Origin of the sequence: Rathayibacter sp. AY1A7, assembly GCF_002930845.1 — a bacterium.
GTDB lineage: Bacteria > Actinomycetota > Actinomycetes > Actinomycetales > Microbacteriaceae > Rathayibacter.
In genome coordinates this window covers 24,494-49,730 of record NZ_PSTL01000016.1, presented here as the reverse complement: position 1 = coordinate 49,730, position 25,237 = coordinate 24,494, and the positions used below count along the sequence as shown (strand labels likewise).

Genomic DNA, 25,237 nt, shown 5'->3' with positions numbered 1-25,237 from the left:
GACCAGGGGACGGGACGACATGGGGACCACAGCACACAGGGCACGGCGGAGAGCGGCAGGGGTCGGCGCGGGGGCGATCGCGCTCCTGGCGGGGCTCCTGGCGGCACCGCCGGCGCAGGCGTCCGGGACGCAGACGCTGCTCGCGCTCGGCGACTCGATCACGCGCGCGGCGACGACCTGCGGGGTGAACCGCGACTGCGTCGAGAACTCCTGGGCGACGGGATCGGCGCCCGCGGTCGACTCGATCGCGAGCCGGATGGCGGCGGCGGATCCGCGGACGGCGGTCCGCGCGGTGAACTACGCGAAGTCGGGCGCGGTCATCAGCGGAGTCGAGTCGCGGATCGACGCCGCGGTCGCGGCCGGGGAGGAGCCGGACGTGGTCACGCTGCTGATCGGCGGCAACGACCTCTGCTCGCTGAGCCTCTCGCCCGACTCCCGCGACGGCTACGCGATGACGCCCGCGGCCTCCTTCGCCGCGTCGGCGACCCGGATCCTGCGCTCGATCGGCGAGGAGTGGCCGGAGGCGACGGTGCTCGTCGGCTCGGTCCCGGACATCGAGTCGGAGTGGGAGGCCGTGAAGCCGACGCCGGGCGCCGCGATCTGGGCCTGGGGCGGGGTCTGCCGGACCCAGCGCGGAGTCGACGCCACGACCGGAGCCCCGCTGACCGGCTCGGCCTACACCGCCTCGCTCGCGGCGGCGGAGGACCGGGAGGCCGACTTCAACGAGGCACTCGAATCGGCCTGCGCATCCGCCGCGAACGACTGCGTGTGGGACGGCGGTGCCCTCACGGCGGCTCCGATCTCGCTCGACCAGCTCTCGACGGACGTCGACTACTTCCACCCGAACGTCGCCGGCCAGGCGATGATCGCGGAGGAGCTGTGGACGGCCTGGGGCCTCGGCGACGAACCGACTCCGGCTCCGACTCCCACGTCGGCGCCCACCGCGGCTCCTGCTCCGGCACCCGCAGGCTCGCCCGCGCCGTCGCGCGACACCACGGCTCCGAAGACCGTCATCACCGCACCGACGAGCGGATCGACGGTGCGCGGCTCGGTCACCCTGGTCGCCACTGCCAAGGACGACGTCGGCACGACGAAGCTGAGCTTCTGGAGCGGAGCGACGCGGCTGGGCGACGCGACGAGGGCGTCGGACGGCACGTGGCGCCTGACCGTCTCGGCCTCCTCCTACCCGACCGGGCGGTACGCGATCGTCGCGCACGCCTACGACGCCGCGGGAAACCTCGGGCGGAGCGCTTCGATCACCCTCAAGCGCTGAGCGGCTGAGGGGGCCGCCACCGGCCCCCTCAGCCCCGCGCGACGAGCAGCACGTCGGGACGATCCCAGTTCTCGACGGTCTGCAGCACCCAGAAGATCCCGAAGAGGGCGAGCGCGACGGCCTCGCCGAGCAGGAGCCACTGCTCGCCGAGAAGTTCCGCTCCCCGCCCCGTGAGAAGCAGGAGCACCAGCGCCGCATCGACCGCGGCGATCAGCACCGCGAGAACGGCGTAGCAGCGGGAGTAGAAGCGCGGCGTCCCCGGCCCGCTCGCTCCCTCCTCGCGCACCGCGACGGCGTGCAGACCCGCGGTGACGGCGATGAGGAGGAAGAAGACGCCGGCGGCGGCGTAGTGGCCGAGCCGCAGGAACGACGGGAGCGTGCTCCAGGCCGCCAGCGCGATCAGGAGGGCGGCGGCGATCGCGGTGCGGACGAGCGCCCAGCGGTCGAGGACCCGGTCGAGGGCGAGCAGGATCACGGAGGCGACGAGGACGGCCGCGGCCGTGACCAGGTAGGCGGGCAGGGAGGCGGCGACCTCATCCGCGGCCGTCGCGGGAAGGCACGACGCCCCTCCCGCCGGGCACGCCGCTCCCTCGAGGCGCTGCAGCTCCTCCGAGGCGAGGGGCACCGGCACGATCGCGATGACCGGCGCCGTCATGCCCGCCAGCAGCAGGAGGAAGCGCCGCACGCTCCTCCAGGCGAGGACGACCAGCGCGACGCCGACCGCGAAGAGCGCCCCGGTGAAGAGGGAGCGGACCGGGGTGTAGTACGAGGCGCTGATCGAGCGCAGCGGGCCTCCGACGACGAGCTGGTGGACGAGGCCGGCCGTGAGGAGCACCACGGCCGCCACCAGGGAGAGGCGGACGTAGCGGTAGGTGCGGAGGGAGGAGACGGCACCGCCCCCGCCCAGCGCGTCGCCGCGGGCCACCCGGCTACTCCGCGCGGAGGCCGGAGGAGGCGAGGGCGAAGTCGACGTCGATGCGGATAGCGACGCGGAGGGGGTTCGGGCGCGGGGTGCGGTAGCGCTGGGAGTAGAGCTCGACGGCGTGCTGCACGGCGTCCGGCTCCTCCTCGATCGTCGCCGGACCGCCCAGGCTCAGCCACCGGACGCCGTCGACCTGCCCGACCGTCGCGGTGCCGCCCCGCCGGACGTTGAGCACCTTCTGGCTCTCGCGGGAGGTGATGACGCGGACGACGCCGTCCTCGTAGGTGAAGCCCACGGCGACCACGTGCAGGCGGCCCTGGCGGCCGGGGGTGGAGAGGGTGGCCAGGTGGCGCTCGGTGACGAAGGCGAGGCCGTCGGCGCTCAGGATGCTCATCCCGCGAGCGTAGCCGGAGGCGCCGACGCGCTCCTGGGGCGGACCGCCGGTCAGCCCTCGAGGATCAGCGCCTCGCCCTGGCCGCCTCCGCCGCAGAGCGCGGCGACGCCCAGACCGCCGCCCCGGCGCCGGAGGGCCAGCGCCAGGTGCAGGGCCAGCCGCGCTCCGGAGGCGCCCACAGGGTGGCCGAGCGCGATCGCCCCGCCGTCGGGGTTGACCGCCTCGGGCTCGACGCCGAGATCGTCCGCCGACTGGAGGACGACGGAGGCGAACGCCTCGTTGATCTCGATCAGGTCCAGGTCGGACACCGCTGCACCGCGGCGGCTGAGCGCCCGGAGGATCGCCGCCGACGGCTGCGAGTGGAGGGAGTTGTCCGGTCCGGCGACCTGCCCGTGCTCGGCGACGGTCGCGAGCCAGGGCAGTCCCCGCTCGCGGGCCCAGCCGCGGGACACGACGACCAGCGCGGCGGCACCGTCGGTGATCGGGGACGAGCTGCCCGCCGTGATCGTGCCCTCGGCTGAGAAGGCGCGGGCCAGCCGGGCGAGCGTCTCGACCGTGCTGTCCTCCCGGATCCCGTCGTCGGCGGACACGACGAGGTCCGGTCCGCGCCGCTGCGGCACCGCGACCGGCACGATCTCCTCGGCGAGCACGCCGGTGGACCGTGCCGCGGCGGCCCGCTGGTGCGAGAGCGCGGCGAAGGCGTCCTGGCGCTCGCGGCGGATGCCCCGTGCGGCGTTGCCGTCGTCGGTCACCCTCCCCATCAGGCGGCGGTCGAACGGATCGAGCAGGCCGTCGTGGAGGAGTGCGTCCTCGAGCGGACGCGGACCGACACCCAGGCCCGAGCGGGATCCGAGCAGGAGGTGCGGCGCGTTGGTCATCGACTCCTGCCCTCCGGCGACGACCACCTGCGCCTCGCCGAGCCGGATCATCCGCGCCGCGTCGATCACCGCGGTGAGACCCGACAGGCAGAGCTTGTTGATCGTGACCGCCGGGACGTCCCAGCCCAGGCCCGCGAGGACCGCGGCCTGCCGGGCGGGGCCCTGACCGGCTCCGGCCTGGATCACCTGGCCGAGCACGACCGCGTCGACGTCGGCCGCGGAGGCGCCCGAGCGCTCGAGAGCCCCTCGGATGGCAGCGGCGCCGAGCTCGACGCCCGAGAGCGGCGCGAAGGCTCCGGAGAAGCGGGCGAACGGGGTGCGGGCGCCCCCCAGGATCACGGGGGTGGTGTCGTCAGTGGACACGGGGACTCCTTCTCGACGGTGAGAGCGGGGGAAGCGGTGGTGAGACGGATGCCGGGAGCCGGCCCGGCTCAGGGAACGAGAAGGATCTTCCCGCGGACGTGGCCGTCCTCGCTGAGCCGGTGCGCCTCTGCGGCCTGCTCGAGCGGGAGGCGCGGACCTGTCGCGACCGCGAAGCGCCCCTCGCTCGCCAGCCGGGCGGCGAGCGGCACGCCCTCGCGGCGGAGGCGCTGCTCCTTCTCGGTCAGCGGCACGGGACTGCCGCCGCTCCAGGCCTGGATGCCCAGCTCGGCCGCACGAGGGCCGGCGACCACCGTTCCGACGTGCTGCGGATCCGCCACCAGCGCGAGCGAGGCGGCGAGCGCCTCGTCCGTCCCGGCCGCGTCGAGCACGCGGTCGACGCCCTCGGGCGCTGCGGCGCGCAGCCGCTCGAGCAGCCCGGGCCCGTAGGCGACCGGCACCGCTCCGAGCGCGCGCAGCGCCTCGTGGTTCGCCGGGCTCGCCGTGGCGATCACCCGGGCTCCGCGGTCGACGGCGAACTGGATCGCCGCCCGTCCTACTGCGCCGGCGCCCGCGTGGACCACGAACGTCGATCCCTCCGCGACGCCGAGCGAGACCACCGCCTGGTAGGCGGTGGAGACCGGGATGCCGAGCGCGGCCGCCTCCTCGAAGCCGAGTCCGTCGGGGAGCTGGTCGAGGGAGTCGGGGGAGACCGCGACGGCGGTCGCGTAGGTGCCGGTGGCGCCGCTGACGATCACCCGGTCTCCGACGCTCCAACCGGTCACGCCCGGACCGACGGCGGAGACCACGCCGGAGCCGTCCGACCCGAGCCTCCGCGGACCGTCGAACGGCGGGCTCGGGCGCAGGCCGGAGCGCACCTTCCACTCGATCGGGTTCACGCCGGCCGCGCGGACGGCGACCACCACGGTGCCGGGCCCCGCCTCGGGCTCCGGCGCCTCGACGGTCTCGAGCACCTCGGGCCCGCCGATCCGCTCGTACTGCACGATCCTCGCCATGTCGTCCTCCTCCTCGCGGGCCACCGCCCGCTCCGGTCGCCTCAGTCCAGCAGACTCTCGCGCACCTGGCGGCGCAGCACCTTGCCGATCAGCGAGGTCGGCAGCTCGTCCACCGGGACGATCCGCTTGGGCACCTTGTAGGGCGTCAGGTGCAGCCGGCAGAAGTCGCGCAGCGCCTCCGGATCCACGGCCGTCCCGGCCCGCAGGACCACGGCCGCCGCGACGCTCTCGCCGCCGTCCTCGCGGGGGAGCCCGACGACGGCCGCGCGCGTCACGTCCGGGTGCGACTCCAGCACTCCCTCGACCTCGGAGGGGGAGACGTTGAAGCCGCCGGTGATGATGAGCTCCTTGGCCCGGTCGACGATCGTCACGAAGCCGTCGGCCGAGACGGTCGCGATGTCGCCCGTGCGCAGCCAGCCGCCGGGGAGGAGGGCCTCGGCCGTCTCCTCCGGCCGCTTCCAGTACCCCTGGAACACCTGCGGCCCCCGGAGCAGGAGCTCGCCGGACTCGCCCGGGCCGCGGTCGACCGACGGATCGGCGGGGTCGACGAGGCGGATCGTCGTGCTGGGGAACGGCACGCCCACGGTGCCGGGCCGGCGGGTCGGGCCGACCGGGTTCCCGAGGGCGACCGGCGAGCTCTCGGTCATGCCGTAGCCCTCGACCAGGAGTCCCCGGCTCGCGCGCTCCCAGCGGTCCACCGTCGCGACCGGCAGGCTCATCGCTCCCGAGATCGCGAAGCGGATGCCGCGCAGGTCGAGCTCGTGGCGCTCGGAGGCGCGGGCCAGCGCGTCGTACACGGGCGGCACCGCGGGGAGGAAGGTGGGCGGCGACGACTTCGCGGCCGCCTTCACGAGGCCGACGTCGAAGGTCGGGAACAGCACGACCTTCGCGCCGATGCTGATCGCGAAGGTCAGGCACAGCGTCAGCCCGTAGGCGTGGAACAGGGGGAGCACCGCGTAGAACGTCTCGTCGCCCTCGCGCAGGCCCGGCACCCAGGCGCGGCCCTGCAGGGCGTTCGCACGGAGGTTCGCGTGCGAGAGGATCGCGCCCTTGGGCGTCCCGGTGGTGCCGCTCGTGTACTGCAGCAGGGCCGTGTCGCCGAGGACCGGGCGGGGGTGCGAGCGCGCGATGCGGCGGTTCTTCAGCAGCGACGCGAAGGGCACCAGGGAGCGGCTGCGGGGGGTCGCGGTCAGCTTCTCGCGCGACCGGCGCACCGACGGCAGGGGGAGCCGCAGCGCCAAGCGCTTGCCGAGCGGGAAGGAGCGGGTGAGGTCGACGGAGACGACGCGCTCGATGCCCAGGTCGGCGGGCATGGTCGCGACGACGTCGGCGATCTTGTCCCAGACGACCGCGAACCGGGCGCCGTGGTCCTCGAACTGCCGCCGCAGCTCGCGCGGCGTGTAGAGCGGGTTGTGCTCGACCACGATCGCCCCGAGGCGAAGAGCGGCGTAGAACGCGACGACGTGCTCCGGGCAGTTCGGGAGCACCAGCGCGACGCGGTCGCCGGCGCGCACGCCGAGGCGCCGCAGGCCCTCCGCCGCGCGCGCGACCTGCTCGCCGAGCTCGGCGTAGCTGGTCTCGGCGCCGAAGAACTCGAGGGCGGTGCCGCGGCGGTACCGCGCGACCGAGTCCTCGAGCAGGTCGACGAGGGTCTGGGTGGGAGGGTCGATCTCGGCGGGCACGCCCTCCGCGTAGGAGGTCAGCCACGGCTTCGTCGCCAGGTTCGAGGATCCGGAGGTCACGGGCCGAGTATCGGGCACCCGCCTCCGCACTTCCTCCGAGGCGCGCGGAGGGGGTGCCGCGCCGGGCGCGGGAGCGGCAGGCTGGCGGCATGAGCGCAGCCATCGACCTCCTCCGCGACGCCTTCGGCCGGGTGCACGAGAACGTGCACGCCGTCCTCGACGACAGCACCCCCGATCAGCTCGCGTTCCGCGCGGACGTCCGCTCGAACTCGCCCGCCTGGCTCGTCTGGCATCTCGTCCGGGTGCAGGACGACCACCTCGCCCCGCTCGCCGGCCACGAGCAGGTGTGGACGGCCGACGGCTTCCACGGCCGGTCCGGCCTGCCCTTCGGGCCCGACGAGACCGGCTACGGGCAGGAGCCGGCCGAGGTGGCGGCGCTCGCCGCGGTGCCGGCCGCGCTGCTCGCGGAGTACGCCGACGCCGTGCACCGGCAGACGCTCGCCCTCCTCGACACGCTCGGCGACGAGGACCTCGATCGCGTCGTCGACGAGCAGTGGGATCCGCCGGTGACCCTCGGGGTGCGGCTGGTCTCGGTGATCGACGACGACACGCAGCACGTCGGCCAGGCCGCGTACGCGAAGGGTCTCGCCGAGCGCTCGGCGCGCTGAGCCCGGCCTCTACGCTGGCGGGATGCGCGCGCTCCGGACCCTGCCCGCGAGCGCGGTCCTCGCCCTCGCCACCGCGCTGACCCTCGTCGGCTCCTGGATCCCCTCCTACTGGAACGACGAGGCCGCGACCCTCCGCCTGGCGCGGCTCCCGGTGGGGGAGCTCCTCGCCTTCGTGCAGGAGAAGGACGCGGTGCACCTGGCCTACGGCCTGATTATTCACGGCTGGATCGCGATCGCCGGGGAGTCGGAGCTCGCGTTGCGGGCGCCGTCCGCTCTCGCCACGGGAGCGGCGGCGGTGGGCGTCGTCGTCCTGCTGCGATCGTTCGACCGGCCCCGGGCGGCACTCCTCGCCGCCGCGGTGCTCGTGCTGCTCCCGCGGTCCTCGTTCTCGGGGACCGAGGCGCGATCCTCCGCTCTGGCCACCGCGCTCGTGGTGGGAGCGGCGGTCCTCGTCGTGCGGGCGGCCCGCTCCGGAGGAGCCCTGCGCTGGATCGCGTTCGCGGCCGTCGCGGGTCTGGCGGACGCGGTCTTCCTCTACTCCGTGCTGGTGCTGCCGGCTCTCGTCGCGCTCGCCGCGGCCGCGGCGCCCCGGGGTGCCGTGCGGGCTCTCCCGGCGAGCGCCCTCTCTGCACTGGGCGCCGTGCCGGTGCTGCTCCTCGCCGCCGGGCAGAGCGGCCAGGTCGGCTGGCTCCGCTCGCAGCCGGTGACCGCGTTCACCGTCCTGGTCGAGCCGTTCTTCGGATCCGCGTGGTGGCTGGCCGGGATCGCCGTCGCGCTCCTCGCGGTCGCCGCGGTGCGGGGCGGCCTGCGCGGGCCGCTCCTGCCGGCCCTCGTCCTCTGGATCGTGCTGCCGACGGCGGTGCTGGTGCTCGGGACCCTCCTCGTCGAGCCGATGTTCACTCCGCGCTACCTCGCGTCGAGCACGCCCGCCCTCGCGGTCCTCCTCGGCGTCGCGCTCGACTCGTTCAGGGCCCGGACGGGCGTCGCCCTCCTCGCCCTGATCGCGGTGGCCGCACTGCCGGTCCTCGTGCAGATGCGCACGGTCACCGGGAAGCCGGCCGGGCAGGATCTCCGCGGTCTGGCGGCCGCCGTCGAGGAGCGGGCCCGTCCGGGCGACGCCGTCCTCCTCGGCTCCTCCGGGACGGTCTCGCTCCGGCCCCGCCTGGCGCTCGCCGCCTACCCGGAGGCGTTCGCGGGCGTGGACGACGTCGCCCTCGCCGCTCCGTACGGGACGACGGGGACGTACTCCGACGTGCTCCTGGAGGGCGAGGCCCTGCTCGCCGCGCTCGCCGGGGAGGACCGGGTCTGGCAGGCGCTGCCGGAGGGCGAGGCGGACACGGTGCTCGCGGAGGCGGGGTTCGTCGCGCGCGAGCGGATCCGGGTGCCGACGACGGTGCTGACGCTGTGGGAGCGCCCGGAGGGCCGCTGATCCGGAGCGCTCGGGGCGTCGCAGCCCCGGAGTGGAGAGACGCCGGAGTGCCCGGAGCCCCGCCGACGGGGAGCCGCTACCCTTGTCCCCGGCGCCGTCGCAGAGCGGTGGCGTCCGCGGAGCGAGGACCGCGCCACCGAGAGGACCCGAACGTGACGTTGCCCGAGACCACCACCACCGCCATCGCGAAGCGGAAGGGGCGCGACGTCGCCCCCGAGATCGCGCGCTCCTGGCTGCTGGTGAACGCCACCCGCACCGAGACGTTCGACGCCGCGCACGCGTCCCGCGCCGACCAGATCGTCCTCGACATCGAGGACGCGGTCGACCCCAAGGCGAAGCCCGACGCGCGGACAGACGTCGCGGAGTGGCTGACCGGCGAGAAGCGCGCCTGGGTCCGCATCAACGACCATTCCACCCCGTTCTGGTCCGACGACGTCGACGCGCTGAAGGGCCTGCCCGGCCTCGCCGGCGTCATGCTCGCCAAGACCGAGGCCGCCGAGCACGTCACCGAGACCTTCGACCGCCTCGGCGGCTCCACCCCGGTGCTCGCCCTGGTCGAGTCCGCCCTCGGCATCGAGGAGGCGGTCTCGATCGCCCGCGCCCGCGGCACCTTCCGCCTCGCGTTCGGCAGCGGCGACTACCGCCGCGACACCGGCACCAGCGCCGACGACCTCGCGATGGCCTACCCGCGCTCGCGCCTGGTCGTCGCCTCGCGCATCGGCGACCTGCCCGGCCCGATCGACGGACCGACCGTCTCGAACAGCCACCCCGTGCTGCGCGAGCAGTCCGCGCTCACGGTCTCGCTCGGCCTCACCGGGAAGCTCTGCCTCGACACCGAGCAGCTCGCCGTGATCAACGAGGTCATCAGCCCGACGCCGTCCGACGTCGCCTGGGCCCGCGACTTCCTCGACGACTTCGAGGCCCGCGGCCGCGTCATCCGCGACGGCAGCGACCTGCCCCGGCTGGGCCGCGCCAAGAAGATCGACAAGCTGGCCACGGCGTTCGGCGTCAACCCGCTGTGATCCGTCGCGGGGAGGGCGCCTCCGCGGCACACTGAGGGAGCCGCGGAGACCCTCCCGCGCAGGACGGAGACTCCGATGGGCGCGGTCAGCACCTTCCTCTGGTTCGACGACGGCGCGGGGGAGGCGGCGCGCTTCTACACGGAGCTGGTGCCGAACTCGCGGATCACCGGAAGCCAGGTGCTGCCGGAGGGCTCCCCGTCGCCCGGCGAGGTGCTGTCGGTGACGTTCGAGCTCGACGGGCAGCGGTTCCAGGCGATCAACGCCGGGCCGCGGTTCCCGTTCACCGAGGCCGTCTCGATCGTCGTGACCGTCGGCGACCAGTCCGAGCTCGACCGGCTGTGGGACGCCCTGATCGCGGACGGCGGCGAGGAGAGCCGGTGCGGCTGGCTCCGCGACCGCTGGGGGCTGTCCTGGCAGATCGTGCCGGAGGTCCTCCCGCGTCTGCTCGGAGGCGCCGACCCCGAGGCGTCCGCGCGCGCTCTGCAGGCGATGCTCGCGATGAGCCGCCTCGACATCGCGGAGCTGGAGCGGGCCCATGCCGGCGCGTGACTCCGCCCGCCCGCGCCGCTCGACCTCGCTGCGGCGCGCGTACCTCCGCGACTACCGCTACGCCTACGGCTCGCGCTTCGTGCACCTGCGGGAGGGCTGGGACGTGTCGCGGTACGCGTCCGGCGACGGCGCTCCGGTGCTGCTCATCCCCGGGATCTACGAGACGTGGCAGTTCCTCCGGCCCATCGCCGAGAGGCTGCACGCGGCGGACCATCCGATCCACGTGCTGCCCGCGCTCGGCTACAACACGCGGCCGATCGTCGCGTCGGCCGGACTCGGCCAGGACTACCTGCGCGAGCACGATCTGCGCGGAGTCGTCGTCGTCGCGCACAGCAAGGGCGGCCTGATCGGCAAGCACATGATGGTCGTCGACGACCGCGAGGACGGGCGGATCGAGCGCATGATCGCCGTCTCGACCCCGTTCAACGGCTCGTCGCTCGCACGGATCGCCCCGGCGCGGGCGCTCAGGGAGTTCGCGCCCCACCGCCCGCTGATCCGCACCCTGCTGGCCGAGCGCGAGGCCGACGCGCGCATCACGTCGATCTACGGGATGCGCGACCAGTACATCCCCGGAGGGAGCCGCCTCGCCGGGGCGCGCGAGAACATCGCGGTCTCGGTGGTCGGCCACTTCGCGCTGCTCTCGAGCCCGAAGGTGCTCGACCTCATCGCGGCCCGGGTCTGAGGCCGGACCGGATCCGCTGGACTCGCCGCCCGCATGAGGCGCCTGCCGTGCGGCGCGTCCTCGACCGGAGGACGGCCGCCTCAGCGACGGGCCGAGCCGCCCGCCGCGCTCAGGACCAGGGAGTGAGCAGCACGAGCGGGATCTGCCGCTCGGTTTTCGTCTGGTACTCGGCGTAGTCCGGCCACGCGGCGACCGCGCGCTCCCACCAGGCCGCGCGCAGATCGCCCTCGAGCACGCTCGCGGCGTAGTCCTTCTTCACGGGCCCGTCCTGCAGCTCGACGTGCGGCTCCTTGAGCATGTTGCCGTACCAGACGGGGTGCTCGGGCGCGCCGCCCTTGGACGCGACGACCACGTACTCGCCCTCGTGCTCGACGCGCATCAGCGCGGTCTTGCGGAGCTTCCCGCTCTTCGAGCCGACGGTGGTCAGGACGATGATGGGGCGGCCGCGGAGGAGGTTCCCCTCGGCTCCGCCGGTCCGCTCGTAGAGCTCCGCCTGCTCGCGGGCCCACTCGGACGTGCTGGGTTCGTACTCTCCGGTCAGCGGCATGCCTCCGATCGTACGGCCGCGGCGGCCCCGGTGGCCGACCCGTGTGCAGGAGGATGGAGCGGTGTTCTCCGCAGACCCGTTCGACCGAGCCCGTATCGCCCTCCTGCGCGACGACCTGATCCGCGCCCGCTACGGCGTGGACGCCGTGCGGGGGCTCTGGGGCGACGAAGCGGCCGAGGCGCTGCACCGCGGCGACCGGGTCCCCGCCCGCCGCGCCCTCGAGCGCAGCGGCGACCACGACGCGCTGGCCACCCTCGCCCGCCTGTTCCTCCTGGCCGATCCCGTCTCGGCCGACGACGCGGACGAGGCGTTCGGCGCTCTCGCGCTGGAGGGGGCGGTGGAGCTCGGCCTGGTGCGCGTCGAGGCCGGAGCCGTCGTCACCGCGGCCCTCGACCTGCGCCCCTACGACGTGGTCGACCAGCGCGGCGCTGCCTCCTGGTGGATCGCCTCCGACCTCGGGGAGCTCGCCCTCGGCCGCGCGCTCGACGAGGACCACGTGCTCGGCGTCGGCGGCGCGAGCCTCACGCTGACCGGCCTGATGATCCAGCGACCCGTCGGCCGCGTGCTCGACCTGGGGACCGGCTGCGGGATCCAGGCGCTGCACGCCTCCCGCCACGCCGAGCAGGTGGTCGCCACCGACATCTCCGAGCGCGCGCTCGCGCTCGCCTCCTTCACCGCGGCGCTCAACGGGATCGAGAACATCGAGTTCCGCCTCGGCAGCCTCTACGAGCCGGTCGCGGGGGAGCGCTTCGACCACATCGTCACGAACCCGCCGTTCGTCATCACGCCGCGAGCCGAGGGCGTCCCCTCCTACGAGTACCGCGACGGCGGGCTGGAGGGCGACGAGATCGTGCGCCGCGTGATCCTCGGAGCAGCCGAGCACCTGGTGCCCGGCGGTATCGCGCAGCTCCTGGGGAACTGGGAGTACCGGGAGGGCGCGGACGCCTTCGACCGGATCGCGGACTGGCTCGCCGACGCCCGCAGTCCGCTGGAGCAGGCGCTCGAGGCGGGGCCCGAGGGGCTCGACGCCTGGATGGGCGGGACCGCCTCTCCGCTGGACGTCTGGGTCGTGGAGCGCGAGCGTCAGGATCCGGCGGTCTACGCCGAGACCTGGATCCGGGACGGCGGCACGACCCGCGGCCCCGCGTTCGACGCGCTGGTCGACGCCTGGCTGACCGACTTCGAGCGGCGCGGGGTGACCGGCGTCGGCTTCGGCTACGTCACGCTCCGCCTGCCCGAGCAGCCCCGCCCGCCGATCCGCCGCCTCGAGCGCATCACCACGCCGGTCGCGACCGCGGGCCTGGGCGGCCACCTCGCCGCCTGCCTCGACTCGGCCGAGGCCCTCGCGTCGCTCGACGATCGCGCTCTGGCGGGTCTCGCCCTGGTCGTCGCCGGAGACGTCACGGAGGAGCGGCACTACTGGCCGGGCAACGACGATCCGACGGTGCTGCGGCTGCGCCAGGGCGGCGGCTTCGCCCGGGTCGAGGAGGTCGACACGGCGCTCGCCGCCGTGGTCGGCGCCTGCGACGGCGAGCTCTCGGTGGCGGCGATCGCGGCGGCGGTCGCCTCGCTCCTCCAGGTCGAGGAGGAGGCGGTGTCCGACTCGGTGCTGCCGCGGGTGCGCGAGCTGGTGGCGACGGGGCTGCTGCGGCTGCCCCAGGGGGAACGCGGCTAGAAGAGGGTGGCGGAGTCCTCGACGGGGGGCGCAGCGGCCGCGGCGGGCGCGGCGGCGGCCGTCGGCCATCCGGGTCCGGCGTCGACGGGCTGCCGGCGCTGGTAGGCGGTCGCGGCGCTCCGGGCGCGGACGTCGGCGGCCTCGTTCATCCGGTGGTTGGCGTGCCCCTTCACCCACTCGAAGGTGACGGCCCGGCCCTGCAGCTCCTCGTCGAGCGCCTTGATGATCTCGACGTTCATCACCGGCTTGCCGTCGGCCTTGCGCCAGCCCTTCCGCTTCCAGCCCGGCAGCCACTCGGTGCAGGCCTTGATGGCGTACTGGCTGTCGCAGAGGATGTGCAGCGGCTCCTCCTCCTGCGCGGTCGCGCGCAGCAGCTCGAGCACCGCGGTGAGCTCGCCGATGTTGTTCGTGCCGTGCGACCAGCCGCCCGCGGCCCAGCGCTCGTCGTCGACGTACCAGGCCCAGCCGGCGGGGCCGGGGTTGCCCAGTGCGGACCCGTCTGCGGCGGCGATGATGCTCACGTGCGTCTCTCCTCGTGCTCTCGGTGCTCGCGCCGGTGCGGCGCCCTCCGAGGGTAGTCGGCGGGCGGGGCGGTCCGCGGCGGGCAGCGCGGAGTCAGGCGGAGGAGGAGCGGCGCGCGATCGTCACGCGCGTCGAGTACGGCATCGCGACGGTCCCGCTCCCGCCCGACTCCTCGTCCACCACGGCGTCGACCGCCGCGAGGACCGCGGCGCGCTCCTCGTCGGGCATCGCGATGACGGAGCTGCGGGACGCGAACATGTCCCGCACCCCGGCTCGGTCCAGCTCGAAGGACCACTCGAAGGCCGCGAACGCCACCCGCTCGAGAGCGGAGCCGAGCGGCGGCCGGAGCGTCTCGAAGCGCTCGGCGGTGGAGGCTCCGGCGACCTCGCCGAGCCGGCGCACCCAGGGGACCGACTCGTCGCGGATGTTCCACACCAGCGCGAGCACGCCCTCCGGCACCAGGACGCGGGCGACTTCGGCTCCCGCGCGCTCGGCGTCGACCCAGTGCCACGACTGCGCGGCGGTGACGAGCTCCGCGGAGGCGTCCGCGGCGGGGATCGCCTCGGCCGTCCCCTCCTCGGGGCGGACCCCCGGCAGATTCGAGGCGAGACGCGCGAGCATCTCCGCGTCGGGCTCGACCGCGGTCACGGCGAGGCCGCGGGACGCGAGCGACGCGGTGAACTTGCCCGTTCCCGCGCCGAGGTCCACGGCGCGCAGCCGATCGGAGGCGTCGGCTCCCGCCGCGCGGGCCCGCTCCGGGACGAAGGCGCCCGCCACCCGCGCCGGGGCGTGCCCCACGATCCAGTCGACGGCGTCGTCGGGGTAGCCGGGCCGCCCGCGGTCGTAGGCGTCGACCGCGCTGCCGAAGGAGCGTCCGAGGCCGCTCATCGCTTCTCCGCCGCTCGCGCGAGCACGTCCACCGCGTAGCCGTAGCCGGCGATCCCCGCGCCGACGATCACGGCGATCGCGACGTCCGAGAGGTAGGAGTGCTGCCGGAACGGCTCGCGCCGGTGCACGTTGCTCACGTGGACCTCGACCATCGGCAGCTCGGTCGCGAGGACGGCGTCGCGGATCGCGATCGACGTGTGCGTGTACGCCCCGGCGTTGAGCACCACTCCCGAGACGGAGCCGCGAGCCGCGTGCAGCCGGTCGACGATCGCGCCCTCCGAGCTGCTCTGGAAGGTCTCGACCGTGAAGCCGTGCCGCTCGGCCGCCTCCGCCGCCAGCGCCTCGGCGTCGACGAGGGTGTCCGAGCCGTAGAGCTCGGGCTCGCGGGTGCCGAGCAGGTTCAGGTTCGGGCCGTTGAGGACGAGGATCGGCAGCTTCACGCTCCGACCCTAGCGCCGGCCGTCCCCGCGAGCGGGAGCGGCGGCAGCGCCGCGCGCAGGAGGATCAGCTCGCGCGCATGGGCGTCCAGACGCCGGTCCTCCTCGGTCCGCAGCTCGAGAGGCGGGACCGGCTCGGCCGCCCCGTCGGAGCCCCGCACCACGAAGACGCTCCGGCACTGCGTGGTCAGCTCCAGCTCGCCGGTCCGCGGGTCCCCGGAGCGCACGTGCACCGCCAGGTGCATGCTCCGGGCGCTCGTGTGGATGAGGCGCGCCTCCACCTCGACGAGGTGCCCGATGCGCACCGGACGGTAGAAGTGGATCCCGCCGGAGTAGACGGCCACCGCGTCGCGGCCGGTCCAGCGCTGCGCGACCGCGTCGGCCGCCTCGTCGATCCAGCGCATCACGATCCCGCCGTGGGCGTTGCCGCCCCAGTTGACGTCGCCCGGCGCCGCGAGGAAGCGGAACACGATCCGCGGACCGGTGCCCTCCTCGGTGTACTCCTGGGCGCGCATCACGTCGTGCAGCCGTCGGCGGCCCTCGATGCGCGCGGCGGCGCCCTCGGCGAGGGACAGGTCCTCGATCGAGCGGGGCCGCCACTCCGGGACCGACCGCGGCCTCTTCTCGTCGTCGACGGCCACGAACACGAGGAGGCAGTGCGTGGCGTCCTCGTAGAGGCCGGTCCGCGGATCCGCCTGCGCGACCTGCACCAGCACGTGCATGCTCGTGCGCCCGGTGTGGATGACGCGGGCGGTCGCCTCGATCAGGTTGCCGACCGAGATGGGCCGGGTGAAGTGGACGTTGCCGACGTACGCCGTCACGCAGTAGCCGCCGCTCCAGCCCACGGCGCAGGCGTAGCCGGCCTTGTCGATCCACTCGAGGACGCGGCCGGCCTGGGCGCTGCGGCCGTCGGCGGTGGCGTCCTGCGGGGCGGCGAGGAAGCGGAGCGTGATGCGGTCGGTCATGGTGCCCGTCGTCGTGGGAGCGGAAGGGGGGAGTGGACCCGCGGGGGTGCGAGGAAAGGGGGATGATCCGCCCGCGGGCCACAGGGGTGTCCGGCAGGAGCCGGCTCGGTCAGGGGGATCAGGCCGCCAGCGGCAGCTTCTCGGCGAGGAGCCGGAGCCGCAGGGCCTGGAGCTCGGCGGTCAGCTCGGGCGGCAGCCGGTCGCCGAACCGCGTGAAGAACTCCTCCGTGAGCGCGCACTCCTCCAGCCACGCCTCCACCGGGACGGAGAACAGCTCCTCCTTCTGGGCCGCGGAGAGCAGGAGCCCGTGCGTGTCGATCGCGACCGGCAGGTCGCCGAGGGGGCTCCGCTGCGCCTCCGCCAGCCCCTCCAGGCGGCGGACGAGCCACTGCAGCACCCGCGCGTTCTCGCCGAAGCCGGGCCAGAGGAACTCGCCGTCCGCGTCCTTCCGGAACCAGTTGACCTGGAACACCGCCGGCGCCGCATCGCCGAGCTCAGCGCCGATCGCGAGCCAGTGCGCGAAGTAGTCGGCCATGTTGTAGCCGCAGAAGGGGAGCATCGCGAACGGATCGCGGCGCAGCTCCCCGACCGTGCCCTCCGCGGCCGCGGTCTTCTCGGAGGCGACGGTCGCACCCAGGAAGACGCCGTGCTGCCACGAGGTGGCCTGCGTGACCAGCGGGACGTTGCTCGCCCGTCGGCCACCGAAGACGATCGCGTCCAGCGGCACGCCTTCGTGGGCGTCCCAGTCGGCGGAGAGCGACGGGCACTGCGCGGCCGGCGCGGTGAAGCGGGAGTTGGGGTGCGCGGCGGGCGTGCCGGACGCCGGCGTCCACGGCTGCCCGCGCCAGTCGGTCAGCCGCTCCGGGACCTCGTCGGTCAGGCCCTCCCACCACACGTCGCCGTCCTCGCGGAGCGCGACGTTGGTGAAGATCGTGTTGCCCCAGAGCGTCTGCACGGCGTTCGGGTTCGAGCTCTCCCCGGTGCCGGGAGCGACGCCGAAGAAGCCCGTCTCGGGGTTCATCGCCCAGAGGCGTCCATCCTCCCCGCGGCGCATCCAGGTGATGTCGTCGCCCAGCGTCTCGACCCGCCAGCCGGGGATCGCGGGCTGCATCATCGCGAGGTTGGTCTTGCCGCACGCGCTCGGGAAGGCGGCGGCGACGTGGTAGCGCCGTCCCTCGGGCGAGACGATGCGGATCAGCAGCATGTGCTCGGCGAGCCAGCCCTCCTCGCGCCCCATCGCCGAGGCGATGCGCAGGGCGAAGCACTTCTTCGCCAGCAGGGCGTTGCCGCCGTAGCCGGAGCCGTACGAGACGATCTCGCGCGTCTCCGGGAACTGGGTGATGTACTTCACGGGGCTGCACGGCCAGGCGACGTCCTCGCGGGTGACGCCGTCCGCGTCGCGGAGGGGCAGCCCCACGGTGTGCACGCCGCGGACGAACGGGGTCTCCTCGGTGAAGGCGGCCAGCGGCTCGGAGCCCACGCGCGCCATGATCCGCAGGTTCAGCACCGCGTAGGCCGAGTCGGTGACCTGGACGCCCAGCTGCGAGAGCGGACCGCCGACGGGCCCCATCGAGAACGGGACGACGTACATCGTCCGTCCGCGCATCGCTCCGTCGAGGAGGGGAGCGAGCTCGGCCCTCATCGCGGCGGGCTCGCGCCAGTTGTTGGTCGGTCCCGCGTCGGCCTCGTCGGTCGTGCAGATGAAGGTGCGGTCCTCGACCCGGGCGACGTCGTCCGGGTCGGTGCGGGCCAGGAACGAGCCGGGCCGCCACTCCGGATTGAGCGGGAGGAGCGTGCCGGAGGCGACGAGCCGCTCGGTCAGGCGGTACCACTCCGCGGGGGAGCCGTCGCTCCACTCGATCGCGTCGGGCTGGAGGATCGCGGCGGTCTCGCGAACCCAGCGGCGGAGGGCGAGGGGCGCCGGCGGCACGACGGGCGCGGGGACGGACGTCGGCGCGGTCATGGTGCTCGGCTCGAGTCGGACGGTGTTGCTGTAGATGCTCATGCTGGCTCCGCTTTCGGTGGTCGTCGTCGACGGGGGTGGGGAGTCGCCGGCCGCAGCCGGGAAGAGGCCGGCCGGGCCGGGAGGGGCGCTCAGTGGCGCCTGAAGCCAGGATGGAGGAGGATCAGGAGGTATTCCCGGCGCTCAGGCGGTCAAGAAACCGTCTTTTTGCGCTTCCGTCACAACCGACCGCCGGAGCTCGCCGTGACCGATCCCTCGACACCCGCCCCGGGCTCCGACGCCGTGCTGCTCGGGCAGCGCCTGCGCCACTTCCGCACCCGGCGCGGACTGACCCTCGGGCAGCTCGCCGAGCGCGTCGACGTGTCGGGGAGCCAGCTCTCGCTGATCGAGACGGGCCGCCGCGAGCCGCGCCTCTCCCTCCTGCAGCGACTCGCGGCCGCGCTCGGCGTCGAGCTGGCGGCGCTGCTCTCGGACGAGCCGCCGAGCGAGCGGGCCGCGCTGGAGATCGAGCTGGCGCGCGTGCAGAAGGGGTCGCTGTACCGCTCGCTCGGCCTGCCCGAGTTCAAGGTCAACAAGGGGCTGAGCACGCCCGTGCTGGAGGCGTTCCTCGGCGTCTACCGCGAGCTCGCACGGCGCCGGAGCGAGGCGAGTGCCACACCGGAGGAGGCGCGCCGGGCCAACACCGCCCAGCGGCTCCAGCTGCGCGAGCGCAGCTCCTACCTGCCCGAGATCGAGGAGGTGGCGGGCGAGATGCTCCGCACCGTCGGGCACCGCGGAGGAGCACTGACCCACAGCTCCGTCTCGAAGATGGCCCGGCACCTCGGCTTCGAGATCATCCACGTCGGCGACCTGCCGCACTCCGCCCGCTCGGTGATCGACCTCGCGAACGGCAGGATCTACCTCCCGCCCGCCTCGATCCCCGGGGGCCACGGCCTGCGGGCGCTGGCGCTGCAGGCGATGGCGCACCGCCTCCTCGGGCACGAGCGGCCGGTGACCTACGCCGACTTCCTCCGCCAGCGCCTCGAGATCAACTACTTCGCCGCCGCGTGCCTGATGCCGCTGGAGCCGGCGGTCGCGTTCCTCCAGGAGGCGAAGCGCGAGCGGGACGTCTCGGTGGAGGACTTCCGTGACGGCTTCGGCGTCACCCACGAGGCCGCCGCCCTGCGCTTCACGAACCTGCTCACCTCGCACCTCGACATCCAGATGCACTTCCTGCGGGTGCTGGGAGACGGCTCGATCCAGAAGGCCTACGAGAACGACGGGCTGCCGCTGCCGACCGACGTCACCGGGGCCGTCGAGGGCCAGGTGGTCTGCCGCTACTGGTCGGCGCGCTCCGCGTTCACCCGGACCAACCGGACGACGGAGTACTACCAGTACGTCGACACCCCGGCGGGGACCTTCTGGTCGGCGTCGCAGACCGGCACGACCGCCACCGAGGAGTTCTCGATCACCGTGGGCGTCCCGTTCGCCGAGGCCCGCTTCTTCCGAGGCCGCGACACCGACCGCCGCGAGCTCTCCCGCTGCCCCGACGAGTCCTGCTGCCGACGCGCCCCGTCGGAGCTCGCCGCGCGCTGGGACGGCAACGCCTGGCCGAGCGCGCGCCTGCACGCGCACGTGCTCGCGCCGCTGCCGTCGGGGACCTTCCCCGGCATCGACGACGCCGAGGTCTACGAGTTCCTCGACGCGCACGCCCGCGAGTCCTGACCGCTCCCGCGAGACGCCGCTCCGGTGCGCCTGGGTCGGCGTGCCGCGTACCCGAGCGCGTCCCGCGGAAGGGCGGGAGTCGTCAGTCCGAGATGAGGGCGCGGGCCGTTCCCTCGTCGAGGATGAGGTCGGTGATGAGGCCGGCCGCCAGGGCGCCGCGCAGGCCCGGCAGCTTCGAGGCGCCCGACACGACGCAGATCCGGCGCGACGCGCGGCGCACCGTGGAGAGGTCCGGACCGCTTGCACGTTCGTTCATGGGGATGTCGTCCCAGCTGCCGTCGGACCGGTAGAACACCGTCGCGACGTCGCCGACGACCCCGGAGCCGCTGAGCGAGGTGAAGTCGCTCGGCTCCAGGTAGCCGCCGATGTAGACCTTCGAGGGGACCGCCGCGAACGGCGACCCAAGCCCGAACAGCGCCACGTCCATCCGCTGCTGCAGCTCCAGGACCCGTCGGGTGGAGCGCTCGCGCCACACCGCCTGCTTGGTGGTCGGGTCGTCGAAGAACGCCGGCACCGGGAACTGCTGGACCTTCGCCGCGTAGGCGTCACCGAAGCGGCGGAGGATCTCGCTCGAGTAGTTGATGCCCGTGGTCTCGGTGTTGCCGGCGCCGTTCAGCTGCACGATCTGCGTGTTGTGCGTCTCCTTGGCGATCAGGTGGCGGCTGATCGCGCTCATCGTGGAGCCCCAGGCGATGCCGACGATCATGTTCGAGTCGATGAACTGCCCGAGGATCCTCGCTGCGGACAGGGCGACCCGCTCGAGCCGGTCGATCTCGCTGGTGTGGTCCGGCACCGGCACGATGTGCGCCGTGATGTCGAAGTGGGACCGCACCTCGGCCGAGAGGGCGCTCGCCCGGTCGAGGGGGGAGCGGATCTGGATGTCGACCAGGCCGGTCGCGCGGGCGTGCGAGAGCAGGCGCGAGACGGAGGAGCGCGACGTGTGCAGCTCGTGCGCGATCGCGTCCATCGTCAGATCCTGCATGTAGTACAGCTGGGCCGCACGCAGCGCGTCCCGCGTCTTGTCGGGATGGGTCGCGTGGGTCGTCTCGTCGAGTTCGACGACCGGTCTCACCGGGGTCATAGCGCTCCCTGCACGGATTTCCACCCGTCTTGACCGGATGTGTTGTCGGGTCAAGGATGGCTGTATTCCTCCGCGAAATCAATCGGTCATCTCCCCGGTGCACGCTGGTGCGGAGGCCTCGACGACACCCCTACGACACGAAGGCGAGTACGAAGTGGCACAGTCCGACGGAACTCCCGGAAACTCCGCTCTGCGCGAGAGCGTCGCTGCTCTCCGCGACAACCCCCGCGCCACGGTCCTGGTCATCGGCGGTGGCATCAACGGCATCGGGACCTTCCGCGAGCTCGCGCTCAACGGCGTCGACGTCGCCCTCGTCGAGCGCGGCGACTACGTCTCCGGTGCCTCGAGCGCCTCGAGCCACATGATCCACGGCGGCATCCGCTACCTCGAGAACGGCGAGTTCCGACTCGTCAACGAGGGCGTGCACGAGCGCAACGGCCTGCTGAAGATCGCTCCCCATTACGTGAAGCCGCTGCAGACGACGATCCCGATCTACTCGACGTTCTCGGGCATCCTCGCGGCTCCGCTGCGCTTCCTGACCCACAAGTCGGGCAAGCCGCAGGAGCGCGGTGCGCTGCTGATCAAGGTCGGCCTCACGATGTACGACTTCTTCTCCCGCGACGGCGGCACGGTCCCGCGCCACCAGTTCCACGGGCGCAAGCGCTCGCTGAACGAGCTCCCCAAGCTCGACCCGAAGATCAAGTACACCGCCACCTACTTCGACGCCTCCGTGCACGAGCCCGAGCGCCTCGCGCTCGACGTGCTCCACGACGCGCTGATCGGCGGCAGGAAGGCCCGCGCGGCCAACTACGTCGAGGCCGTCGGCGCCGACGAGAAGGGCGTCGTCCTCCGCGACCGCGAGTCCGGCGAGGAGTTCACCTTCGCGGCGGACGTCGTCGTCAACGTCTCCGGACCGTGGACCGACTTCACCAACACGGCCCTCGGCACGTCCACGAAATTCATGGGCGGCACCAAGGGCTCGCACATCGTGCTCGACAACCCCGAGCTGGTCGAGGCCTGCGAGGGTCGCGAGATGTTCTTCGAGCACAGCGACGGACGCATCGTCCTCATCTACCCGCTCAAGGGCCGCGTGATGGTCGGCACGACCGACATCGACGCCGACCCCACGAAGCCGGCGGTATGCACGGATGAGGAGATCGACTACTTCTTCGAGCTCGTCAACCACGTCTTCCCGGCCATCCGCGTGGACCGTTCGCAGATCGTCTTCAAGTTCTCCGGCATCCGCCCGCTGCCCCGCCACGACGACGAGGCCCCGGGCTTCGTCTCCCGCGACTACCGCATCGAGCCCTCGACGCTCCCCGGCAACGGCTCGCCCGTGCTCAGCCTGGTCGGCGGCAAGTGGACGACGTTCCGCGCCCTGTCGGAGCACCTCTCGAACGAGGTCTTCAAGCGGATCGGCGTGACCCGTCGCGTCTCCACCGTGAAGACCCCCATCGGAGGCGGCAAGGGCTTCCCGCGCACCGACGCGTCCCGCGCGCAGTGGATCAGCCAGCACCGCTCCGGGCTCTCCTCGGCCCGCACGGGCCAGCTGCTCGAGCGCTACGGCACCCGCGCGCAGGAGGTCATCGAGGCCCTGGCCGACGGACACGACGAGGCGCTCGACTTCGACAAGGACTTCACCACCGGTGAGATCCGCTACCTCGCCCAGCGCGAGAGCGTGGTGCACCTCATCGACCTGGTGATGCGCCGCACCAACCACGCCTTCACGGGCGGCCTGAGCCGCGAGCTCCTCGAGGAGCTCGCCGAGCACACGGGCGCCGTGCTGGGCTGGGACGACGCCGCCCGCGCGTCGGAGGTCGACGCGACCATCGCGCACCTCAAGGAGTACAACGGCGTCGACGTCGGGGGCACCTCGGTGCAGACCCCGACGGCCGTGCCCGCCTCCTGATCGGCGATCAGGCGCGGATCGACGGAAGCCCCGGACCGAGGACCACCTCGACCGGGGCTTCCGTCGTGACAACGCACAAACGTGCACGCGCCGTTCCTTGTCGCTAGGACAGGGCGCCGATAACTTCACACCGTCGGGCATCGAAGCCCGCCGCGGACGCCTGTGCGCGTCCGTCTTACGAAAAGGAAAAGGTCAACGTGGACAATCTCGGAGTGGTCTTCCTCGCCGAAGTCGTGGGAACGGCCATGCTCGTGCTCCTCGGCTGCGGTGTCGTCGCCAACGTCGCGCTCGTGAAGAGCAAGGGTCTCAACGGCGGAACCCTCATGGTCAACATCGGCTGGGGCTTCGCGGTCTTCGCCGGTGTGATCGTCTCGTACAACTCGGGGGCGCACCTCAACCCCGCGGTCACCCTGGGCCTCGTCGCGAGCGGAGCGACCGAGTTCGGATCCGGCGTGCCCGTCAACATCGTCTCGATCCTCGTCTACATCCTCGCCCAGATGATCGGTGCGATCCTCGGTGCCGTCTTCTGCTGGCTCGCCTACAAGCAGCACTTCGACGAGGAGCCCGACGCGGCGAACAAGCTCGGCGTCTTCTCGACCGGCCCGGCGATCCGCTCGTACGGCTGGAACTTCGTCACCGAGGTCATCGGCACCTTCGTCCTCGTCTTCGTCGTCATCGGCTTCGGCGGCGGACGTCAGGGCGACGGCGGTCTGGCCGCGCTCGGCGCGCTGCCCGTCGCCATCCTGGTGATCGCGATCGGCGCCTCCCTCGGCGGCCCGACCGGCTACGCCATCAACCCCGCCCGCGACCTCGGCCCCCGCATCGCGCACGCTCTCCTGCCGATCAAGGGCAAGGGCTCGAGCGACTGGAGCTACGCCTGGGTGCCCGTCGCCGGCCCGATCGTCGGTGGAGTGCTCGCGGGCCTCGCCTCGCTCGTGCTGCTCCCGGTCCTCTAGACCGCCGCGCTTCCTTTCACCCCCGTTACGAAGGAGTAATCATTCATGGCTGACTACGTCATCGCTATCGACCAGGGGACCACGTCGTCCCGCGCGATCATCTTCGACAAGAAGGGATCGATCGTCTCCACCGGCCAGAAGGAGCACGAGCAGATCTTCCCGCGCGCCGGCTGGGTCGAGCACGACCCGATCGAGATCTGGAACAACGTCCGCGAGGTGATCGGCCAGGCTCTCTCCCGCGCCGACCTGACCCGCCACGACATCGCCTCCGTCGGCATCACCAATCAGCGCGAGACCGCTGTCGTCTGGGACAGGACGACCGGCAAGCCCGTCTACAACGCCATCGTCTGGCAGGACACCCGCACCCAGTCGATCGTCGACCGCCTCGCCGGCGACGAGGGCGCGGACCGCTTCAAGTCGATCGTGGGCCTCCCGCTCGCGACCTACTTCTCCGGCACCAAGATCGTCTGGATCCTCGAGAACGTCGAGGGTGCTCGCGAGAAGGCCGAGGCGGGCGACCTGATCTTCGGCACGACGGACACCTGGGTCCTCTGGAACCTGACCGGCGGCATCGACGGCGGCGTCCACAAGACCGACGTCACCAACGCCTCCCGCACCCTGTTCCTCGACCTCGAGACCCTCGAGTGGCGCGACGACATCCTCGAGGCCTTCGGGGTCCCGAAGTCGATGCTCCCCGAGGTCTGCTCCTCCTCCGAGGTCTACGGCCACGTCGAGTCCTCGTCGCTGCTGCGCGAGGTCCCGATCGCCGGCATCCTCGGCGACCAGCAGGCCGCGACCTTCGGCCAGGCGGCGTTCGACCCGGGCGAGGCGAAGAACACCTACGGCACCGGCAACTTCCTGATCTTCAACACGGGCACCGAGATCGTCCACTCGAAGAACGGTCTGCTCACCACCATCGGCTACAAGCTCGGCGACGGCGAGGTGCACTACGCGCTCGAGGGCTCGATCGCGGTCTCCGGCTCGCTGATCCAGTGGCTGCGCGACAACCTGGGCCTCATCGGCTCGGCCCCCGAGGTCGAGGCGCTGGCCGCCACCGTCGAGGACAACGGAGGCGCGTACTTCGTCCCCGCCTTCTCGGGTCTGTTCGCCCCCTACTGGCGCTCCGACGCCCGCGGAGCCCTCGTCGGCCTCACCCGCTACGTCAACAAGGGCCACATCGCCCGCGCCGCGCTCGAGGCGACCGCCTTCCAGACCCGCGAGGTCCTGGACGCGGTCAACGCCGACTCCGGCGTCCCCCTGCAGGAGCTCAAGGTCGACGGCGGAATGATCGCCAACAACCTGCTCATGCAGTTCCAGGCCGACATCCTCGGCGTCCCGGTCGTCCGACCGGTCGTCGCGGAGACCACCGCGCTCGGAGCGGCCTACGCGGCCGGTCTCGCGGTCGGCTTCTGGGAGAACCTCGACGACCTGCGCCAGAACTGGCAGGAGGACTCGCGCTGGACCCCGCAGATGGACCAGGACGAGGCCGCCCGCCAGTACCGCCTCTGGAAGAAGGCCGTCACCAAGACCTTCGACTGGATCGACGAGGACGTGCAGTAGTTTTCTCCGCGGCAGTCCCTGCCTGCCGCGGCGCGGTCGGCTCATCGAGGTGGTCGCGTCTCGGGGAGCGGGTCGCGTCCGGCTAGGGGACGACGCTGACACGCGTCCTCCCCGTTCGCCTTGCGCAACGAGCGGATGGCGTGAGTCCGTTCACG

General features: G+C 73.1%; 23 protein-coding genes. 11 read left to right on the top strand and 12 right to left on the bottom strand.

All coding sequences use genetic code 11. The annotated features are described in order from the left end of the window. Positions 1–19: 19 nt before the first annotated feature. Complete coding sequence (locus tag C5B95_RS12490) at positions 20–1,273, top strand: GDSL-type esterase/lipase family protein (protein ID WP_104349318.1); 1,254 nt, start codon at positions 20–22, stop codon at positions 1,271–1,273. A 28-nt stretch (positions 1,274–1,301) separates the two neighbouring features. Here the strand turns inward: C5B95_RS12490 and C5B95_RS12485 are convergent, their stop codons facing one another. From C5B95_RS12485 to C5B95_RS12465, 5 genes are all read right to left on the bottom strand, one after another. Next, entirely contained in the window at positions 1,302–2,198 is an 897-nt protein-coding gene (locus tag C5B95_RS12485) for a hypothetical protein (protein WP_104349317.1), read from the bottom strand. A gap of 4 nt (positions 2,199–2,202) precedes the next feature. Next, on the bottom strand, positions 2,203–2,589 hold the full coding sequence (locus tag C5B95_RS12480) for a pyridoxamine 5'-phosphate oxidase family protein (protein WP_104325779.1): 387 nt from the start codon (positions 2,587–2,589) through the stop codon (positions 2,203–2,205). A gap of 50 nt (positions 2,590–2,639) precedes the next feature. Further along, entirely contained in the window at positions 2,640–3,830 is a 1,191-nt protein-coding gene (locus C5B95_RS12475; protein WP_104349316.1) for an acetyl-CoA C-acyltransferase, read from the bottom strand. Positions 3,831–3,898: 68 nt separating this feature from the next. Then, positions 3,899–4,843, bottom strand: coding sequence for an NADP-dependent oxidoreductase (locus C5B95_RS12470; protein WP_104349329.1), 945 nt, complete (start codon positions 4,841–4,843; stop codon positions 3,899–3,901). Positions 4,844–4,884: 41 nt separating this feature from the next. Then, positions 4,885–6,585, bottom strand: a complete 1,701-nt coding sequence (locus tag C5B95_RS12465) for a long-chain-fatty-acid--CoA ligase (RefSeq protein WP_104246706.1) — start codon at positions 6,583–6,585, stop codon at positions 4,885–4,887. Positions 6,586–6,674: 89 nt separating this feature from the next. Here C5B95_RS12465 and C5B95_RS12460 point away from each other — a divergent pair, with 89 nt between their 5' ends. The 5 genes from C5B95_RS12460 to C5B95_RS12440 all read left to right on the top strand — a co-directional run bounded on the left by C5B95_RS12460 (position 6,675) and on the right by C5B95_RS12440 (position 10,875). Continuing rightward, positions 6,675–7,193 (top strand): DinB family protein, encoded by a 519-nt coding sequence (locus C5B95_RS12460; protein WP_104349315.1) that lies wholly within the window; start codon positions 6,675–6,677, stop codon positions 7,191–7,193. A gap of 22 nt (positions 7,194–7,215) precedes the next feature. Beyond that, positions 7,216–8,622, top strand: coding sequence for a glycosyltransferase family 39 protein (locus C5B95_RS12455; RefSeq protein ID WP_104349314.1), 1,407 nt, complete (start codon positions 7,216–7,218; stop codon positions 8,620–8,622). Between the two features lie 158 nt (positions 8,623–8,780). Further along, positions 8,781–9,644: a CoA ester lyase gene (locus C5B95_RS12450; RefSeq protein ID WP_208543400.1), complete on the top strand. Its 864-nt coding sequence runs from the start codon at positions 8,781–8,783 to the stop codon at positions 9,642–9,644. A 75-nt stretch (positions 9,645–9,719) separates the two neighbouring features. Then, complete coding sequence (locus tag C5B95_RS12445; protein WP_104263191.1) at positions 9,720–10,193, top strand: VOC family protein; 474 nt, start codon at positions 9,720–9,722, stop codon at positions 10,191–10,193. Beyond that, positions 10,180–10,875 carry a triacylglycerol lipase gene (locus C5B95_RS12440; protein ID WP_104349313.1) on the top strand — a complete coding sequence of 232 codons (696 nt, stop codon included), beginning with the start codon at positions 10,180–10,182 and terminating at the stop codon, positions 10,873–10,875. The genes C5B95_RS12445 and C5B95_RS12440 overlap by 14 nt, the downstream gene beginning before the upstream one ends. Positions 10,876–10,984: 109 nt before the next feature. On the opposite strand, the gene C5B95_RS12435 is transcribed toward C5B95_RS12440, so the two are convergent. Next, positions 10,985–11,422, bottom strand: a complete 438-nt coding sequence (locus C5B95_RS12435; protein WP_104223205.1) for a nitroreductase family deazaflavin-dependent oxidoreductase — start codon at positions 11,420–11,422, stop codon at positions 10,985–10,987. Positions 11,423–11,483: 61 nt separating this feature from the next. Here C5B95_RS12435 and C5B95_RS12430 point away from each other — a divergent pair, with 61 nt between their 5' ends. After that, positions 11,484–13,097: a methyltransferase gene (locus C5B95_RS12430; protein WP_258059989.1), complete on the top strand. Its 1,614-nt coding sequence runs from the start codon at positions 11,484–11,486 to the stop codon at positions 13,095–13,097. On the opposite strand, the gene C5B95_RS12425 is transcribed toward C5B95_RS12430, so the two are convergent. The 5 genes from C5B95_RS12425 to C5B95_RS12405 form a co-directional block, all read right to left on the bottom strand. Further along, the gene (locus tag C5B95_RS12425; protein WP_104223203.1) at positions 13,094–13,618 is read right to left on the bottom strand and encodes a ribonuclease H; all 525 of its coding nucleotides are present in this window, start codon (positions 13,616–13,618) and stop codon (positions 13,094–13,096) included. The two genes, C5B95_RS12430 and C5B95_RS12425, sit on opposite strands and share 4 nt — an antisense overlap. Before the next feature lie 94 nt (positions 13,619–13,712). After that, positions 13,713–14,507: a class I SAM-dependent methyltransferase gene (locus C5B95_RS12420; protein WP_104337272.1), complete on the bottom strand. Its 795-nt coding sequence runs from the start codon at positions 14,505–14,507 to the stop codon at positions 13,713–13,715. After that, the gene (aroQ, locus tag C5B95_RS12415) at positions 14,504–14,947 is read right to left on the bottom strand and encodes a type II 3-dehydroquinate dehydratase (protein WP_104226430.1); all 444 of its coding nucleotides are present in this window, start codon (positions 14,945–14,947) and stop codon (positions 14,504–14,506) included. The genes C5B95_RS12420 and aroQ overlap by 4 nt, the downstream gene beginning before the upstream one ends. Then, the gene (locus C5B95_RS12410; RefSeq protein WP_104347205.1) at positions 14,944–15,909 is read right to left on the bottom strand and encodes an acyl-CoA thioesterase; all 966 of its coding nucleotides are present in this window, start codon (positions 15,907–15,909) and stop codon (positions 14,944–14,946) included. The genes aroQ and C5B95_RS12410 overlap by 4 nt, the downstream gene beginning before the upstream one ends. 118 nt (positions 15,910–16,027) lie before the next feature. After that, positions 16,028–17,872, bottom strand: coding sequence for a phosphoenolpyruvate carboxykinase (GTP) (locus tag C5B95_RS12405; RefSeq protein WP_104349328.1), 1,845 nt, complete (start codon positions 17,870–17,872; stop codon positions 16,028–16,030). A gap of 243 nt (positions 17,873–18,115) precedes the next feature. Between C5B95_RS12405 and C5B95_RS12400 the strand changes: the two genes are divergently transcribed. After that, positions 18,116–19,576 (top strand): helix-turn-helix domain-containing protein, encoded by a 1,461-nt coding sequence (locus tag C5B95_RS12400; protein ID WP_104349312.1) that lies wholly within the window; start codon positions 18,116–18,118, stop codon positions 19,574–19,576. An 82-nt stretch (positions 19,577–19,658) separates the two neighbouring features. On the opposite strand, the gene C5B95_RS12395 is transcribed toward C5B95_RS12400, so the two are convergent. Next, the gene (locus C5B95_RS12395) at positions 19,659–20,657 is read right to left on the bottom strand and encodes a sugar-binding transcriptional regulator (RefSeq protein ID WP_104223198.1); all 999 of its coding nucleotides are present in this window, start codon (positions 20,655–20,657) and stop codon (positions 19,659–19,661) included. Between the two features lie 154 nt (positions 20,658–20,811). On the opposite strand from C5B95_RS12395, the gene C5B95_RS12390 reads away from it, so the two are divergent. The 3 genes from C5B95_RS12390 (at position 20,812) to glpK (ending at position 25,082) form a co-directional block, all read left to right on the top strand. Further along, positions 20,812–22,566, top strand: coding sequence for a glycerol-3-phosphate dehydrogenase/oxidase (locus tag C5B95_RS12390; protein WP_258059988.1), 1,755 nt, complete (start codon positions 20,812–20,814; stop codon positions 22,564–22,566). Between the two features lie 245 nt (positions 22,567–22,811). Further along, positions 22,812–23,522, top strand: coding sequence for an MIP/aquaporin family protein (locus tag C5B95_RS12385; RefSeq protein ID WP_374952909.1), 711 nt, complete (start codon positions 22,812–22,814; stop codon positions 23,520–23,522). Between the two features lie 45 nt (positions 23,523–23,567). After that, complete coding sequence (gene glpK / locus C5B95_RS12380) at positions 23,568–25,082, top strand: glycerol kinase GlpK (protein ID WP_104226427.1); 1,515 nt, start codon at positions 23,568–23,570, stop codon at positions 25,080–25,082. Positions 25,083–25,237 lie beyond the last annotated feature (155 nt).